We start from the raw sequence: 16054 nt of genomic DNA, 5'->3' as shown, positions 1-16054 counted from the left end.
TGGCTGTTTGTTTGTCTTTGTTTTCACGCATTGTCCGACGCAAAACCGCTTCGCACTTTTGCTGGAAATATTTTTACAGGAACCAGAATCCGTTTAAACACGGCCTGGTATTATAGATATGACTCGGTTTCGCATAGATTTCCGGGGACCTGCCTTCCGCAATGTCCTCGGCTACACTTTCGGCCATTGGCGAAGTCAGCCCTTGCGGCTGACGCTGATGATAATCGGCATGCTGCTTGCAACAGCCGCAGATGTTCTGACGCCGCTCTATTCCGGTCGGTTGGTGGACGCGCTTTCGTTGGGTAGCGATGGCGCTTGGGATGCTGCCATCCACGCCCTCATCGTCCTGCTTGCGCTGGGCGCGCTGGCGCTGATCACGCGTCAGTTGACCTTCTATGTCATCACGGACTTCACCTTGAAGATCATGAGCGACATGGCAGCAAGCTCGTTCCGTAAGCTGCAGCGGTTTTCGACAGACTGGCACGCCAATGCTTTTGCCGGATCGACGGTGCGCAAGGTCTCGCGCGCCATGTGGGCGCTCGACCTGCTCAACGATACGCTGATCGTGGCGCTGTTGCCGTCGATCCTGATGCTGGTTGGTTCGGTCGTGCTTCTATCATGGTACTGGCCGCTGATGGGGCTGCTGGTTGCAATCGGTTCGGTGCTGTTCATCGTCTGCACGATTGTGATTTCGCTTGGCTTTGTTGCGCCTGCGGCAACGCTTGCCAATAGCTGGGACACGCGAATGGGCGGCGCTTTGGCCGATGCCATTTCGTGCAATGCCGTTGTCAAGGCATTTGGCGCGGAAAGCCGTGAAGATGCGCGTCTTGCAAAGGTCGTTTCCAAGTGGCGCGGTCGCACACGCCGCACATGGCTGATCGGTACGCTGAATGGCTTCATTCAGGGCGCGAACCTGCTGGTGATGCGCGGCGTGGTCATCGCCTTTGCGCTCTATCTGTGGAGCCAGGGCAAGGCAACGGCGGGCGATATCACCTTCGTCCTGACAGCCTTCTTCATGCTGCAAGGCTATCTGCGCGACGTCGGCATGCATATCCGCAACCTGCAGCGCTCGGTCAACGACATGGAGGAGCTGGTCGACATCGAGGCACAGCCTTACGGCATTGCCGACAAGCCAGGTGCACCGGCGATCAAGATCGGAAATGGCGAGATCACGTTTGATAACGTCACTTTCCACTATGGCAACCACGAAGCCGCTCTCTATCGCGACTTTTCAGTCAAGATCGAAGCTGGCGAGCGGGTTGGTCTGGTTGGCCATTCCGGCTCTGGCAAGACGACATTCGTCAAGCTGATCCAGCGTCTCTACGATGTCAGTGGCGGCGCCATCAAGATTGACGGACAGAACATTGCCGAAGTCACACAGGCATCGCTCAGATCGCAGATCGCCATCGTGCAGCAGGAGCCGGTCCTGTTTCACCGCACGCTGGCCGAGAACATCGCCTATGCCCGCCCCGGCGCGACACAGGCGGAGATTGAGGAAGCGGCAAAGCTTGCAAGCGCGCATGACTTCATCCGCCGCCTGCCGAAAGGTTATGCAACGCTTGTCGGTGAACGTGGTGTGAAGCTTTCGGGCGGCGAGCGTCAGCGTGTCGCTATTGCCCGTGCGTTTCTGGCAGATGCACCGATCCTTATTCTGGATGAAGCCACATCGAGCCTCGATTCAGAATCGGAAGTGCTGATCCAGCAGGCAATGGAACGGCTGATGGTTGGTCGGACAACGCTTGTCATTGCGCACCGGCTATCGACGGTTCGTGCGCTTGACCGGTTGCTGGTCTTCGACAAGGGCAAGATCCTTGAAGAAGGCGATCATGATGCGCTTATCCGCAAGCCGGGTGGCATCTATCGCCGCCTGTTCGAGCGGCAGGCGCTGGAACTGACCAAGGGACTGGAAGACGTCTTTTCGTAATCCAATCTCCTATATAGCCATGGACAGGGCCGGATCAATTCCGGCCCTGTTCGCTTTTTACGCATGTCTCCCGAAACCCGTTCCGACTTTCGGGAGACATGCTCTGTATGCTCCATTCATCATCCATTCAGATCACGGTGCGTATCACTCGCGGCCCAAGCGTGCCTTGACATTTCCATGACAGAAATGTGACAGGCTTTTTGTGGAAGTTCGGGAGTTGGTGAGTAGAACATGCCGGGTGTGATGGAAAATACCGCAGCGCGTCGCTGGAGCGATGCCGCGATTTTCGGGCCTGCCCGTATTGCCTGGCCGCTGCGCCTTGCAGCAATTACGCTTGCTTCCATCGTGCTTTCGACGCTGCTGGTTTTCGCTGTCGAATGGATCGTGCGCGGCTCATTCACCGACACGATGCAGTTCTTCCGCACGCCGCACAAGCCTGCATGGACGACGGTTGCGCTCTTTGTCGTCGTGCTGACAGCGAGCGACGCCATTTTCGGACGCATTCACTATGGCTTCTTCGTGATTGGCCCGCTGGCGCTGATTGCGGCAACGACAGCACGCGAAAAGAGCCTTTATCTCGGTGACCCGCTCTATCCGAGCGATTTTCTCTATGCCCGTCAGATCGTCGATCTTCTGCCGCTTCTGGTGCGTGACCGCCCGTGGAGCGCGGTCGGCATAGCCCTGCTTCTCATCGCTTCGGCAGCCGTGATGATAACCGTGACATTGTTCTGGTGGCGGCGCTTCGACCCGATCCCATGGAAGGGGCGGATGCTGCGTCTTGCCTTCGCGTTGCCCTTGCTCGCCTGGTTCGCAGTGATTTCCGACTATGCCAGTTTTTCGCTGGCGCGCGACCGTCTGCGCATTCTGCCGATCATGTGGGACCAGAAGGAAAACTACGCCCATAACGGCTTTACCATGGCCTTCATCCTGAATGTGCCGATGGCTACCGTCTTCGCTCCGGAAGGCTATTCTTCGGAAGCAATTGCCGCCATCGAACCGCCAGCACAGTTGATCCCTGCTGCCTTCGATGCCAGCAAACCTGACGTCATCATGGTGATGAGCGAATCCTTTTGGGACCCGACGCGCCTTCCGGGCGTGGCTTTCAGCGCCGATCCGATTCCGACAGTCCGGGCGGAACAATCCGGCCATGTCTTCTCGCCAGAATTCGGTGGCATGACGGCCAATGTCGAGTTCGAAGCTCTGACCGGGTTTTCCAAAGCCTTCCTGCCATCCGGCAGTATCCCTTATCAGCAATATATCCGTCGCCCGCTTCCCTCGCTTGCAAGCTTTTTCAAGGATCAGGGTTATGCGACGCGCGCCATCCACCCCTATCGCCAATGGTTCTGGAATCGCGGTCCCGTCTATGAAAGCATGGGCTTCGACAGGTTCATGTCAGAAGAAAACATGCCGCCGCTGGAAAAGCGTGGCGCACTGGCTTCTGACGCTGCCTTGACCGATGAAATCATCCGCGAAGCGGATTCCATGGATGCGCCATTCTTCTTCTTTGCCGTCTCGCTGCAAGGACATGGCCCTTACGAAGCCAATCGTTACCCGGATTCCAAACTTGAGGTGCAGACTGACGCCAGCGAGCATACGCGCCAGTCGATCCGGTCCTATTCGCAAGGCGCCATGGATGCCGATGCGAGCCTTGCACGGTTGATGGAATGGGCATCGAAGCGTGACCGGGAAACCATTCTCGTCTTCTTCGGCGACCATCTGCCGCCACTTGGCCCCGTCTATGTCGAGACCGGGTTCATGGACAACCGGGTTGCGAGCCGCACAGCGCCTGCCGCGGATATGATGCTGCAGCATGAAACGCCGCTTGTTCTCTGGTCGAGTAAACGTGGCGCCGAGCGAGGAACCGGCACGATCAGCCCCGCCTTCCTGCCGCTGCACATTCTGGATATGGCGGGTATGCAGCATCCCTATTACACAGGCTTCCTGCGTCAGTTGCACGAGCGCTACCAGGTCATTGACAATCATGCGGTTTTCGACCGCTCGGAGAAAGCCGAGGAAGGCTGGCAACAGAGGCCACCATTCCCACCACTCCTGCGCGACTATCAGATGCTGCAATATGACATGATCTTCGGCAGCAATTTTGCCCGCGAGCGGTTCTTCCCCGCGCATCCCACACAGAGTTAGACAGGCTTATACCGGTGCTTTTCCGGATGACTGACGGATGATGAGTTTATACTCAATCCGCCGGGAGGCCGACAAGTGACCGGTTTCGATCTGATTGAGAAGCATGTCCGCCGCATCGCGTGTCATCTCGAAAATCGGCTGGCGGACGGTGGTGATCTGCGGCGAAACCATGCTGGCAATCGCGCTGTCATCAAAGCCAACCACCGTTAGCTGGTCAGGTATCGCAATGTTGCGATCATAGGCGACCTGCATGACGGCGGCGGCCATATCGTCGTTTGACGCAAACACAGCCGTTGGCGGCTCCTCAAGCGAAAGCAGCTTCTTTCCGGCGGCGAGACCGCTCGCAAAACTGAAGCCACCCTGCACCTCATAATCGGGATTGCGCTTGATCCCCGCTTCTTCCAATGCGCGGCGATAGCCTGCGAGGCGCAGTTCCGCCGAACGATGGGTTGGATCGCCAATGACGATTGCAATCCGGCGATGACCGAGTTTCAGAAGATACTCCATCAGATCGACGCCAGCCGCTTCGTCATCGATTGTGACGCTGTCGGTCGGGTGCACATTCACGTCGCCTGCGACACGGGCAAATGGCATAGCGGAAGCCGTCAGTTCGGCCAGAATTTCAGGATCGTCCGACATGGGGGGCGTCACGATGATGCCATCGAGACCGGAAGCGTGAGCTGTTTCGATCAGCGCACCACGGATATCTTCACGATTTTCGACAGGGAAAATCAGCAGCCGGTATCGCGTGTCACGCAGCCGCTCCAGCGCGCCCATCTGCAATTCGGTGACATAGCTGGCGCTTGGGTTCTCGAAGAAAAGGCCGATCAGGTGAGAACGCCGTTCAACAAGGTTTCGGGCAGCAGCATTGGGACGGTAACGTAACTCGCTCCCGGCCTGCCTGACCTTTTCACGAATGGCTTCGCGCACATTCGGTTCGTCATTATAGACGCGTGAAACTGTCTTGATCGACACACCGGCAAGGCGTGCCACATCATGAATGGTTGCTCGTTTTCCTGCTGCGGCCATATCGGATCGTCTCCCTCCCTCTCCGATCTAACTAACCGCTTCGCCGCAAAACGAAAAGAGAAATCAGGGAACAGAACAGACCCGTGAGCGCGTCAGAAACCGGACTTCGCGCCCATTGTCGAGGGAGAACATGCCTCCACGCCCCGGAACGACATCAATAATGAGTTCTGTGTGCTTCCAGACTTCATATTGCGGGCCGCTGATATAGACCGGAGCACCGCCGATCTCGCCCAGTTTTACGTCTGTGTCACCGACAATGAACTCACCTTGTGGATAGCACATCGGTGATGACCCGTCGCAACAGCCGCCCGACTGGTGAAACATGATCGGCCCATATTCGGCCTGCAATTCGCGGATGAGGTCAAGCGCTGCCCTCGTGGCGCTAACCTGCCCCTTGCCGTCGCCGGAAGCTACCTCAACCATATCCTCCTCCATGATAAGAAAGGGCGGAAATTCACCGCCCTTTCTTATATTAGCCCAACCGGCCTATTGAGTCAGGTCCATGACCACGCGACCTTCAATATTGCCTTGGCGCATATCATCGAAGATGGAATTGATATCTTCGAGCTTCTCTGTGCGGATGGTAGCGCGCACCTTGCCGTCGCCAGCAAAATCCAGTGACTCCTGCAGATCAAGCCGCGTACCGACGATTGAACCGCGCACCGTGACGCCGTTCAGCACCATGTTGAATATTGAAAGCGGGAAATCGCCCGGCGGCAGTCCGTTCAGCGATACAGTACCGCCCCGCGATACCATGCCCAGCGCCTGTTCGAAGGCAATCGGCGAAACCGCCGTAACCAGCACGCCTTGCGCGCCGCCATCGGTTTCTTTTTTGATATAGGCCGCCGGATCGTTATGCGTCTTGGCATTGACGGTTACCGTCGCGCCAAGCTTCCGCGCCAGATCGAGCTTTCTGTCATCGATGTCGACAGCGGCAACGTTAAGCCCCATTGCCTTGGCGTATTGCACCGCCATATGACCGAGACCGCCAACACCAGAGATCACAACCCAGTCACCGGGCTTGGTGTCGGTTACCTTGAGGCCCTTGTAAACCGTTACACCCGCACAGAGAACCGGCGCGATTTCGTTGAAATCGATATTCTTCGGCAGATGTCCGACAAAATTCGGGTCGGCCACGACATATTCGGCAAAACCACCATTGACCGAATAGCCTGTATTAAGCTGTTCCTCGCAGAGCGTTTCCCATCCGCCCAGACAATGACGGCAGTGTCCGCACGCAGTGTAAAGCCATGGAACGCCGACGCGATCCCCCTCTTTCAGGTGTTTGACACCACGCCCCACAGCCGAAACATAACCGACGCCTTCATGCCCCGGAATGAATGGCGGATTGGGCTTCACGGGCCAGTCGCCTTCGGCTGCATGCAGATCGGTATGGCAAACGCCAGACGCATGGATGGCAACCTGTATCTGCCCCGGACCGGGCTCAGGTACTGGCACTTCATCGATCGTCAGCGGCTTTCCGAATGCCCGCACCACGGCGGCTTTCATTGTCTTTGCCATGAAGTTTCTCCTTCGTTGTCGAACTGAGCTGGCTTCCTGGGGGAGGGAAGAAATGAATGTCGAAAACTGAATGCTTTCCGGAGGCACTAGAAGAAGGTCGCCCGGGCGTTTCCGCCCAGGCCCCCTTGGGAGGGTATTGGAAGCCGTTAGCTCGACGCAATACTGGCATGAAGAACGGCTCCATCCCTTGATTGAGCGCAATACGAAGATGCTTTCTCCGTATTGCAGTTCCGAGGTCAGCTTCGGCTGGAGCGGCTTCGTTCAAAACGGAGTCTTTGAAACCGCTCTAGCCTTTTGTTTTATGCATGTCTTGATCCCAAAACCGGTTCCCACTTTTGGGAGACATGCTCTAGAAGAAACCCAGCTTCTTCGGGCTGTAGCTCACCAACATATTCTTGGTGTTCTGATAGTGGTCCAGCATTTTCAGATGGTTTTCGCGACCGATACCCGATTGCTTGTAGCCGCCGAATGCCGCATGTGCCGGATAGGCATGATAGCAATTGGTCCACACACGACCGGCCTGAATGGCACGCCCGAAGCGATAGGCACGCGTGCCATCACGCGTCCATATGCCGGCACCCAGACCGTAAAGCGTATCGTTGGCAATCGACAGCGCCTCCGCATCGTCCTTGAAGGTAGCAACAGACACAACCGGTCCGAAAATTTCCTCCTGGAAAACACGCATCTTGTTAGTGCCTTTGAATACGGTCGGCTTGACGTAGTAACCGCCAGCCAGATCGCCTGGCAGAATATTGCGCTCGCCACCTGCCAGCACTTCAGCACCTTCTTGGCGGCCGATGTCGAGATAGCTCAGGATTTTTTCAAGCTGTTCGCTGGAGGCCTGCGCGCCGATCATCGTGGCAGGATCAAGCGGATCGCCCTGCACGATCGCATCCACGCGCTTCAGCGCCTTTTCCATGAACTTGTCGTAGATCGATTCATGAATAAGCGCGCGGCTTGGACAAGTGCAGACTTCGCCCTGGTTGAGTGCGAACATCACAAAGCCTTCAATGGCCTTGTCGAGGAAGTCGTCATCTTCCGCTGCGACATCCTTGAAGAAGATGTTCGGCGACTTGCCACCAAGTTCCAGCGTAACCGGGATGAGATTCTGGCTGGCATATTGCATGATCAGTCGACCGGTCGTCGTTTCGCCGGTGAAGGCGATCTTGGCGATGCGCGGGCTTGATGCAAGCGGTTTGCCTGCCTCAAGGCCAAACCCGTTGACGACATTGATAACCCCTGGCGGGAGAAGATCACCGATCAGTTCCATAAGCACGAGGATCGATGCCGGTGTCTGTTCAGCCGGTTTCAGGACGACGCAGTTGCCCGCCGCAAGGGCCGGAGCAAGCTTCCATGTCGCCATGAGAAGAGGGAAATTCCACGGGATGATCTGGCCGACAACGCCGAGCGGTTCATGGAAATGATACGCGACCGTGTCGTGATCGATTTCGGAGATGCCGCCTTCCTGGGCACGGATGACGCCTGCAAAATAGCGGAAATGGTCGATGGCCAGAGGAAGATCAGCAGCGGTGGTTTCGCGGATTGGCTTGCCGTTGTCCCAGGTTTCGGCGGCAGCCAGCGCAGGCAGATTTTCCTCAATCCGGTCGGCAATGCGATTGAGGATGAGCGCGCGTTCCGCCGCGCTCGTCTTGCCCCAGGCATCCTTGGCGGCATGCGCTGCATCGAGAGCCGCTTCAACATCTGCGGCGTCCGAACGGGCGACTTCGCAAAGCACCTGCCCGTTGACCGGCGAAGTGTTTTCGAAATAGCGGCCCGATTTGGGTTCGACCCATTTGCCCCCGATGAAATTTCCGTAGCGTTTTGCGAAAGCCGGCTTCACGGTCCGGCTGAATTCAACCTTGTTCATGACATTCCTCCCAAAACCACGCTGCTCCTACAGCGTTTCATGCGTGAGGATCGCGCGGCAGTGCGAAAGAGTCATCCCGCGCATTCAAGCTCGCAAGGTTATGTGTCGCAATATTGAGACAGTTGTGTCCGCTTATTTCTGATTAGTGCGGACGAATGATCTTCAGCCGGTTGAGCTTGCGATGAAGCGTGGCGCGACTGATGCCCAACAGCCCGGCAGCAGCCGAGATATTCCCTTCTGCACGCGCAAGGGCGCGCAGAATTACGCTCCGCTCCGACTCTGCCATATCTTCACGTGGATCGGCATGCCAGCCGAGAAGATCGGCTGCGGGCAACGGAACCGCAAGAGCGGCATCGTCAAGCCCCATGGCCAGACGCGCCGCACGTGTGGCGCCGATAACCAGATCATCCTTGTCGACCGCGATCAGTGCGCCGCCGGTTCTGTCGGGGCTTGGCGCCAGCATGATACGAGCCTCCGGGAAAGCCTGACGGAAATTTTCAGCCTCGATGCGCCGTGCAGCATCGATTACGGCGACGGATATGAGTTGCGCGAAAGCCTCCGTCAGATCGGCGCGGCATGACGAAACATCAAGTGCTGCCATCAGGCGCCCTTGATGATCGTGGATCGGCGCGACCGTGCAGGAAAGCCCGATATTACGGGTATGAAAATGCTGGTCGCGATGAATTGTCAGCGGACGCTGTTCGACAATGCAGGTGCCGATACCGTTCGTGCCTTCGCTCTGTTCGCTCCAGACCGCGCCGGTCCAAAGCCCCCAGCGATAAAAAGTATCGTCATCGCCCGGTGCGCCACGACGTTCGACCGGCACGCCCTCGCTATCGGCCAGAAGCACACAACAGCCGACCCCGCCAACGGCCAGATAAAGGCGGTCCATACTGGCTTGCGCTATGCTGACAAGGCGTTCGATACGCTGATGAGCAGTTCTGAACTCACCGTCGGAAAGGGTGCGCACCGACCCCAGTTCGGCAGGATCAAGCCCATGCAGTTCCGCCGAGCGCCGCCATGAGGCGACCAGAGCCGATCGGGCAGCGCCACCCGCGGTCATGATTGCGGACTGAATCCGATCAGCATGCGTTAGGTCTTGCGGTGTGCCCATCTTTTCCTCCCAGGAAGGCTGGAACCCGCTATATGGGAGAATAATGACTGCTCAAAACACAACTGGCAAGTGCGGCTAAAGATTGAGAGGGCTTAGGCGACGCGCGCTGGCTTCAGATATTCCTCAAGCGAGGAAACATCCGCCGCATTGAGCCGAAGACCAAGTTTCGTACGCCGCCACAAAATATCCTCGGCGCTCACTGCCCATTCATTCTCGAGCAGATACCGCACTTCGGCTTCATAAAGATCGGCGCCGAAATGCTGTCCGAGATCGGCAAGTGAAACGGCTTCCCCAAGCAGAACATGAATACGCGTTCCATATTGCCGGAACAGACGCCGCGCATGAGCAGGCGTCAGGAAAGGATATGCAACTTTCACCTTTTGCAATTCGCGTTCGAACTCGACATCCACGAAATCACCGCCGGGCAAGGGTGCAGCGTGGGTCCACGGCGCACCTTTTTGCCCCAGCCGATGCTCGATCTTCTCCAGCATATGTTCGGCAAGTCGCCGCGCAGTGGTCAGCTTGCCGCCAAAGACGTTAATCAGAGGTGCAAGCCCATCCGGCGCATCTTCTTTCAACACATAATCGCGCGTTGCTTCCTGTGCCTTGCTCGCACCGTCATCATAAAGCGGGCGCACGCCGGAATAGGTCCAGACAATATCCGCGCGTCTGACCGGCTCCTTGAAATATTCGCTGGCTGCCGCGCAAAGATAGTCGGTCTCGCCATCGGTGATCGCAACCTTGGCCGGGTCACCCTGATAATCCTGATCGGTCGTGCCGATCAGCGTAAAGTCGTCCTCATAGGGAATGGCAAAGATGATGCGTCCGTCATTGTTCTGGAAGAAATAGGAACGGGGATCGGAGAACTTCTTGCGCACCACAATATGGCTACCCTGAACAAGGCGGACATTGTGGAGCTGTCGATCTCCTTCGACACCTTGCAGAACCTTGTCGGCCCAGGGACCAGCAGCATTGACCAGCAGACGAGCCCTAACTTCCTCGCGCTCATGTGTACCGGTATCTTCCAGTGTAATGGTCCAGTATTCGCTGTCACGGCGCGCCGCCACGACTCTTGTGCGGGTTCGGATCATCGCACCGCGATCTGCTGCATCACGGGCGGTCAAGGCAACGAAACGTGCGTCATCCACCCAGCAGTCCGAATATTCGAATGCCTTTGTAAAAAGCGGTTTCAGGGGCTGCGCTGCCGGATCGGAACGCATATCGAGCGTATGCGTCGCAGGAAGTTTCCTACGCCCGCCCAAATGGTCATAGAGAAACAGCCCCAGCCTCAACAACCATGCAGGACGCATTCCGCCCTTATGATAGGGCAGCACAAAGCGCATCGGATGAATGATGTGGGGTGCATTGGCCCACAGCACCTCACGCTCCATCAGCGCCTCTCGCACCAGACGAAATTCGTAGTGCTCCAGATAGCGCAAGCCACCATGAATAAGTTTGGTTGCTCGCGACGAGGTGCCGCTTGCCAGATCGTTCATTTCGGCAAGGCCAACTGAAAATCCCCGGCCAACCGCATCACGCGCGATACCGCAGCCGTTAATGCCGCCGCCGATTACAAATATATCGAATAGTTTCTCTTGCGCCATGGCGAACCCCGAAGACCAGTCTCCGAAAACCAAAGCGAATATAATTCATTTAATACGAAAGCAAACCGAAAATGAAACGAACCTACGTTCGTTTTTCTTCCGTCTGACTCTCTCCGAGGGTTTCGATCAGTTCGACCTCGCTTTCGCGGCACAATTCCCGCAACTGGTTCGACGGACAGTGATCCGTAATGAAAGTATCGATCTGCGATATGTGACCGATACGCACCGGCGCGGTCCGTTCCAGTTTTGTGGAGTCAGTCACGAGAATTACATGCCGCGCATTGGCGATGATGGCTTGCGCCACTTTCACTTCACGGAAGTCGAAATCCAGAAGGGCCCCGTCTTCATCCATGGCAGAAGCGCCGATAATCGCATAGTCGACCTTGAACTGCCGGATGAAATCGACGGCTGCTTCACCGACGATCCCCCCGTCGGACGGACGCACGACACCGCCTGCAACAACCACCTCTATCGAGGGATGAACGCGCAACGTATTGGCAACATTGATGTTATTGGTGATAACCATCAGATTGTTATGATCAACCAGTGCCTGGCTGACGGCTTCGGTTGTGGTGCCGATATTGATGAACAGGGAAGCACCGTCCGGAATGATTTCTGCGGCAGCGCGTCCGATCGATTCCTTTTCGTGCGCGGCGATGCGGCGTCGTGCTTCATACTCCATGTTCTCGACGCCGGATGGATAGAGCGCGCCTCCATGGATACGACGCAGCATCCGGGCGCGGCAAAGATCATTCAAATCCTTGCGTACAGTCTGCGGCGTCACTTCAAAAGCCGCAGCAAGATCATCCACCAGAACCTGCCCTTGCTTGCGAGCGAGCTCAAGAATTGCATTGTGACGGGGGGTGAGCTGCATTTTTATCCCGGAGCTGGCATTATTCTGATTGCGTTCGGGTAATTTCGCGGTTTTTCAATAGAAAGCAACCATTTCAGTTCGATTGGCTTCGAATAGCATTCGCTTTTCAGCAATTTTCGACATTTATCGTCGTCACCCGGCAATCCTGCGAAGAAACCATAAATTCAAATAAAACCTTCGTTTAATTTTCGATCGGAAGACCTCTTTCGCCGACTGATGCCTAAACCTCAGCCATCACTTTGGGCATACTGCTCCGGCCGTCATAAACCTATTCGTTAAATGTGGATCGAATATCTATATTCATAAGATTCCAAACTGGCGTATTCTTGAAATCATCTCTTGAACACAAAAGACTGAAGTAAAACGAGAGATATGAGGCATGAAAAGTGAGTTTGGCGCGTTCATCCCAACTTGATGCAAACATAGAATAAAATAATCGGGCTGTTTGTTACGGGCCTCGGAATGCGGGGAAACGAGTAGCGTTATTGCGTAGCAGGGCAAGTGTGAAATTGGGGCCCAGACGGCGACGAAACTCGCCGGTATGACTGAATGCCAGTCCAATAAAAAGAATACTCAATCTCATTCGAGAGGGCGAACCACCGTTCGCCCTTTTTCGTACAAACGGCATTCAACTAGAGCATTTCCCGCTTTGATTGAACCATTGGTTTACACGCATCTTTTCCGAAAAGCGTTTCATACTTTTCGGAATGCGTTCTGAAACGAAACCGAGAGGGTTCAATCAAGATCGAACTTCTCACCGTACATTCGATGCAGCTTGCACGCGACTTCCGTGCGGTTCGCAGCACCAATTTTCTTCATGATATTATGGACGTGAGCCTTGACCGTGCCTTCGCTCATACCGAGTTCAAAAGCGATGATCTTGTTCGATTTGCCAATTCGGATGGCATGGACGACTTCGATCTCGCGCGCTGTGAGCAACTCGCCCAGAACATCATCATCAATATCTGTCGGTGCTGTCTGAAAAACCATGGAAGCAGGCACATACATGCCGCCAGCCGTGGCAAGATGAATGGCTTCGACGCAAACCTTGATGTCAACTGACGTTGGAATATAGCCGCGGGCGCCAATTTCCATGGCGCGAACAACCTGGGCCCATTCCTCGCGTTCAGCAAGAAAAACAACAGGGACCGGACGCCAGAGCTCGATCACGGCTTGCAATTTTTCCGAGAAAAACGGATCGGCCAGGCGCTTCGAACCTATGTTGATAAGAACAACAGCAATATCATCGGTCGGATCTGCTAACTCGATCGCCGCTTGTGTCTCGACGGGAAGCTTGAGACCGTTCAGCACGAGCCCGTTATAAAGGCACTGCCGTTCAAGATTGCTCTTGCACACGAGCAACATGCGCCGTCCACGCGCTGCTTCAGTGCTGGCGGCGTTGCCCCTGTCGCCCATACTCTCCGAAGCAGCCCAAAGGCTATCCCCTCTTGTCTCCAACATGTGATACTCCCGGCGCTACTCAAGTTGCTCTATGTTTATGCATCCAACTATTACTTTCGTCAGAGACGAACAATTTCCTGCGCTTGCCTGGATAGACGTGTAGCCTTGGCTGGGGTAAATATTGCTATCGGGAAATAATCGTGTCATTAACTTATGTTAGCAACGCATAAAAATTATGACCGTCCATAAGAACGACTTGGAGAGCGGTAGGATATATCCTCTATATCTTTCGTTTATATGGTTTTCGAGTTTGCTGAATTTATAGACGCTGGGGGGCAGTTGCGCATTTCGAAATTCATAAGCACATAGACTTTTGATGGAAATGCCGACAGGCAATTTACACGATTACCCGACTGGAAGACCACCATGTGATTGGGTGGGCATACTTTAAGGCGCGTATCGATTTGATTGAATCGAGCAGGCGCCCTAACTGTGATTTCAGGATGCAACTTTTCCGAAAGGCTGTCGCACAAATTTCGGGATACGCTCTAGTGGGTTAGAAATGCATAGTGGCAAGCAGACCACAGACCCATCAATCGAAGCGCTTATTGGTTTATTGGAGGCACCTCCAATTCTTGCCAAGCTGGAGGCGCGGGAAACAGACGCGCTTTCGTCTCTCACCATAATCGAAAGCGATTTTTCTGCCGATGCCACCATCATTGAGCAGGGTGCCCGCGTCAGAAGCATCCATCTCGTGCGCTCCGGTTGGGGCTGCGTATATCGCGACCTGTCCAGCGGCGAACGGCAGATCATCGACTTTCCCATGCGGAGCGATTTTCTTGGGCTCAGGACTGCCGATGGCTACAGCTACAACACAATCGCGGCGATCACGCCGATGTCGGTTTTCGAGATTCCGCTTGTCTCGCTTGAAGCCTCTATCGAGCGAGCGCCACGTCTCAGCCTGATCCTCATCGAGCTTCTTGCACGCCAGCGCTCGATGCTGATCGAGCATCTTACCAATATCGGATGCCGCGCAGCATTCGTCCGAACGGCACATCTGTTTCTGGAGCTTTCTGATCGGGTGCAATCGTGCGGGATGGGCGATCCAAATTCCTTTTATTGCCCGCTAACGCAATATCAACTCGCCGATGCCCTGGGCTTAACGCCGATACACCTCAATCGAATGCTGCGTGATCTCCGCGAAGAGGGGCTGATCCTGTTCCGCTCGAACCGTGTGGAGATACTGGACCGTAAACGCGTGGTAGCCCTTGCCCAATATGATGGAGAGTTCATGCGCATGTCGGTTTTCGGGAAAGCAGAATGACAACCGATGCGAATTCTATTCTCTGGCGCAAACCGCAGAGATGAAGGCCCGAAACCGGGCCTTCATTATTTTTCAGCATGCATTTCCTGCGACCAGCGATTGCCAATCGATCTCCTGGTCAGAAGGCTCCGGTTTAATCGAAATCACGACCCCGGTTTTGATCCGTCGCCGCATGACGACGTCGTTTTCATCCGATGTCATCCGAATTGTGCCTCCGTCACTGAGCACCTGAAGGCGCGTGCGGGAGATTTTAAGCTCGGTCGCCAACAGACGATCCAGGCGCATGTAGACCGGAAGGGCAACTTGCAACTCGATCTCGATTGTCTCGAAAAAGGCTGCTGCGTGCACAACAGCTTTGGCGACATCGTACTCCGGGAACTCATCGACGCGCTGTGATTTCCGTCTCAGTGCTTGCATATTGAACGCCTCAGCCCAAATCCATTGCGGATCGTTGGAATGAAGCGCCTCCAGTATCCTGGGATCGATCTCGCGGACATTCTGCCGTTCGAAAATCGACCGGTTCCATGTCTTGTCGCATGTCAGGCATTTATAAATCAGCCACGCATCAAGCTTTCGGCCATTGGCATTCAGTCTGACCTTACCGCTCGATCGAAAAGCGTTCAGCTTGCCGCACCCACTGCACGCAATCCAAGGCTGAGGGGCAGTTTTCGGTGTGATCGTCCACCGCACCCGAAGAATATCGCTCATAATATCTCGGTCTTCCATTCTGGAAGCTCACCAAGATGGCGAATGAGGTGCCCATTCCGGGCGCGGCATGGCGATTTTTCAACTGATTGAAGAGCAGAGACAGGCAAGCTGTTCCGGCACATTTGACAATGCCAAACCGGTCTCTAACCGCCACCCGATGAACAAGTTCACACGCCCGACAGCTCGCTGCTATCAGGTTGCATGGGTGAAACTGGATTGAGACCGGAATTAATTAGGCAAAGTCTACCTCGATGCGCCAATGCTCTCCGGGAAAGCATTTAACACGGCATCAACCTGGATTGCAGCCAATGCTGGTGCCTTGAAGGCAAGAAATAGTTCGAGTGGTGCAAATGCAACGGCTTATCGCCGGCTAGCGGATATTGATGTGAAGAGAAATATCGGGATAAAAAGTGCTTCGGCACTTGGAAAATGGTCGGAGTGAGAGGATTCGAACCTCCGACCCCCTCGTCCCGAACGAGGTGCGCTACCAGGCTGCGCTACACTCCGTGACCACGTGGTCTTGACCATTGAGGCGGCTTATAACGT

At 55.3% G+C, this 16054-nt stretch carries 12 protein-coding genes and 1 tRNA gene; 3 read left to right on the top strand and 10 right to left on the bottom strand.

From position 1 onward, the window contains the following. Positions 1-118 precede the first annotated feature (118 nt). Positions 119-1924 (top strand): ABC transporter ATP-binding protein, encoded by a 1806-nt coding sequence (locus F9K91_RS04495; protein WP_151652222.1) that lies wholly within the window; start codon positions 119-121, stop codon positions 1922-1924. 231 nt (positions 1925-2155) lie between these two features. Beyond that, the gene (locus F9K91_RS04490) at positions 2156-4066 is read left to right on the top strand and encodes an LTA synthase family protein (RefSeq protein WP_151677287.1); all 1911 of its coding nucleotides are present in this window, start codon (positions 2156-2158) and stop codon (positions 4064-4066) included. Positions 4067-4072: 6 nt separating this feature from the next. On the opposite strand, the gene F9K91_RS04485 is transcribed toward F9K91_RS04490, so the two are convergent. From F9K91_RS04485 to F9K91_RS04450, 8 genes are all read right to left on the bottom strand, one after another. Then, positions 4073-5095 carry a LacI family DNA-binding transcriptional regulator gene (locus F9K91_RS04485; RefSeq protein ID WP_151645978.1) on the bottom strand — a complete coding sequence of 341 codons (1023 nt, stop codon included), beginning with the start codon at positions 5093-5095 and terminating at the stop codon, positions 4073-4075. A 63-nt stretch (positions 5096-5158) separates the two neighbouring features. Continuing rightward, positions 5159-5518 (bottom strand): DUF779 domain-containing protein, encoded by a 360-nt coding sequence (locus F9K91_RS04480; RefSeq protein ID WP_151652224.1) that lies wholly within the window; start codon positions 5516-5518, stop codon positions 5159-5161. Between the two features lie 63 nt (positions 5519-5581). Beyond that, positions 5582-6616 carry an alcohol dehydrogenase AdhP gene (gene adhP, locus F9K91_RS04475; protein ID WP_151652225.1) on the bottom strand — a complete coding sequence of 345 codons (1035 nt, stop codon included), beginning with the start codon at positions 6614-6616 and terminating at the stop codon, positions 5582-5584. 349 nt (positions 6617-6965) lie between these two features. After that, complete coding sequence (adh, locus tag F9K91_RS04470; protein WP_061344875.1) at positions 6966-8483, bottom strand: aldehyde dehydrogenase; 1518 nt, start codon at positions 8481-8483, stop codon at positions 6966-6968. Positions 8484-8625: 142 nt separating this feature from the next. Next, positions 8626-9597, bottom strand: coding sequence for a GAF domain-containing protein (locus F9K91_RS04465; RefSeq protein WP_109985920.1), 972 nt, complete (start codon positions 9595-9597; stop codon positions 8626-8628). Positions 9598-9689: 92 nt separating this feature from the next. Next, a complete protein-coding gene (glpD, locus tag F9K91_RS04460; RefSeq protein ID WP_151652226.1) occupies positions 9690-11201 on the bottom strand; it encodes a glycerol-3-phosphate dehydrogenase in 1512 nt (503 codons plus the stop codon). A gap of 82 nt (positions 11202-11283) precedes the next feature. Next, entirely contained in the window at positions 11284-12075 is a 792-nt protein-coding gene (locus F9K91_RS04455; RefSeq protein ID WP_151645968.1) for a DeoR/GlpR family DNA-binding transcription regulator, read from the bottom strand. Positions 12076-12810: 735 nt separating this feature from the next. Further along, on the bottom strand, positions 12811-13536 hold the full coding sequence (locus F9K91_RS04450; RefSeq protein ID WP_151555491.1) for a response regulator transcription factor: 726 nt from the start codon (positions 13534-13536) through the stop codon (positions 12811-12813). Positions 13537-14038: 502 nt separating this feature from the next. On the opposite strand from F9K91_RS04450, the gene F9K91_RS04445 reads away from it, so the two are divergent. Next, positions 14039-14800, top strand: coding sequence for a Crp/Fnr family transcriptional regulator (locus tag F9K91_RS04445; RefSeq protein ID WP_061344870.1), 762 nt, complete (start codon positions 14039-14041; stop codon positions 14798-14800). 72 nt (positions 14801-14872) lie between these two features. Here F9K91_RS04445 and F9K91_RS04440 read toward each other — a convergent pair whose 3' ends face one another. Beyond that, positions 14873-15508: a DUF1062 domain-containing protein gene (locus F9K91_RS04440; protein WP_151652227.1), complete on the bottom strand. Its 636-nt coding sequence runs from the start codon at positions 15506-15508 to the stop codon at positions 14873-14875. Positions 15509-15938: 430 nt separating this feature from the next. Next, positions 15939-16015, bottom strand: a tRNA-Pro gene (locus tag F9K91_RS04435). Positions 16016-16054: the final 39 nt, after the last annotated feature.

It is taken from the genome of Brucella tritici (assembly GCF_008932295.1).
In the GTDB taxonomy this organism is placed as follows: domain Bacteria; phylum Pseudomonadota; class Alphaproteobacteria; order Rhizobiales; family Rhizobiaceae; genus Brucella; species Brucella tritici.
This window is presented reverse-complemented; position numbering and strand designations above follow the sequence as displayed.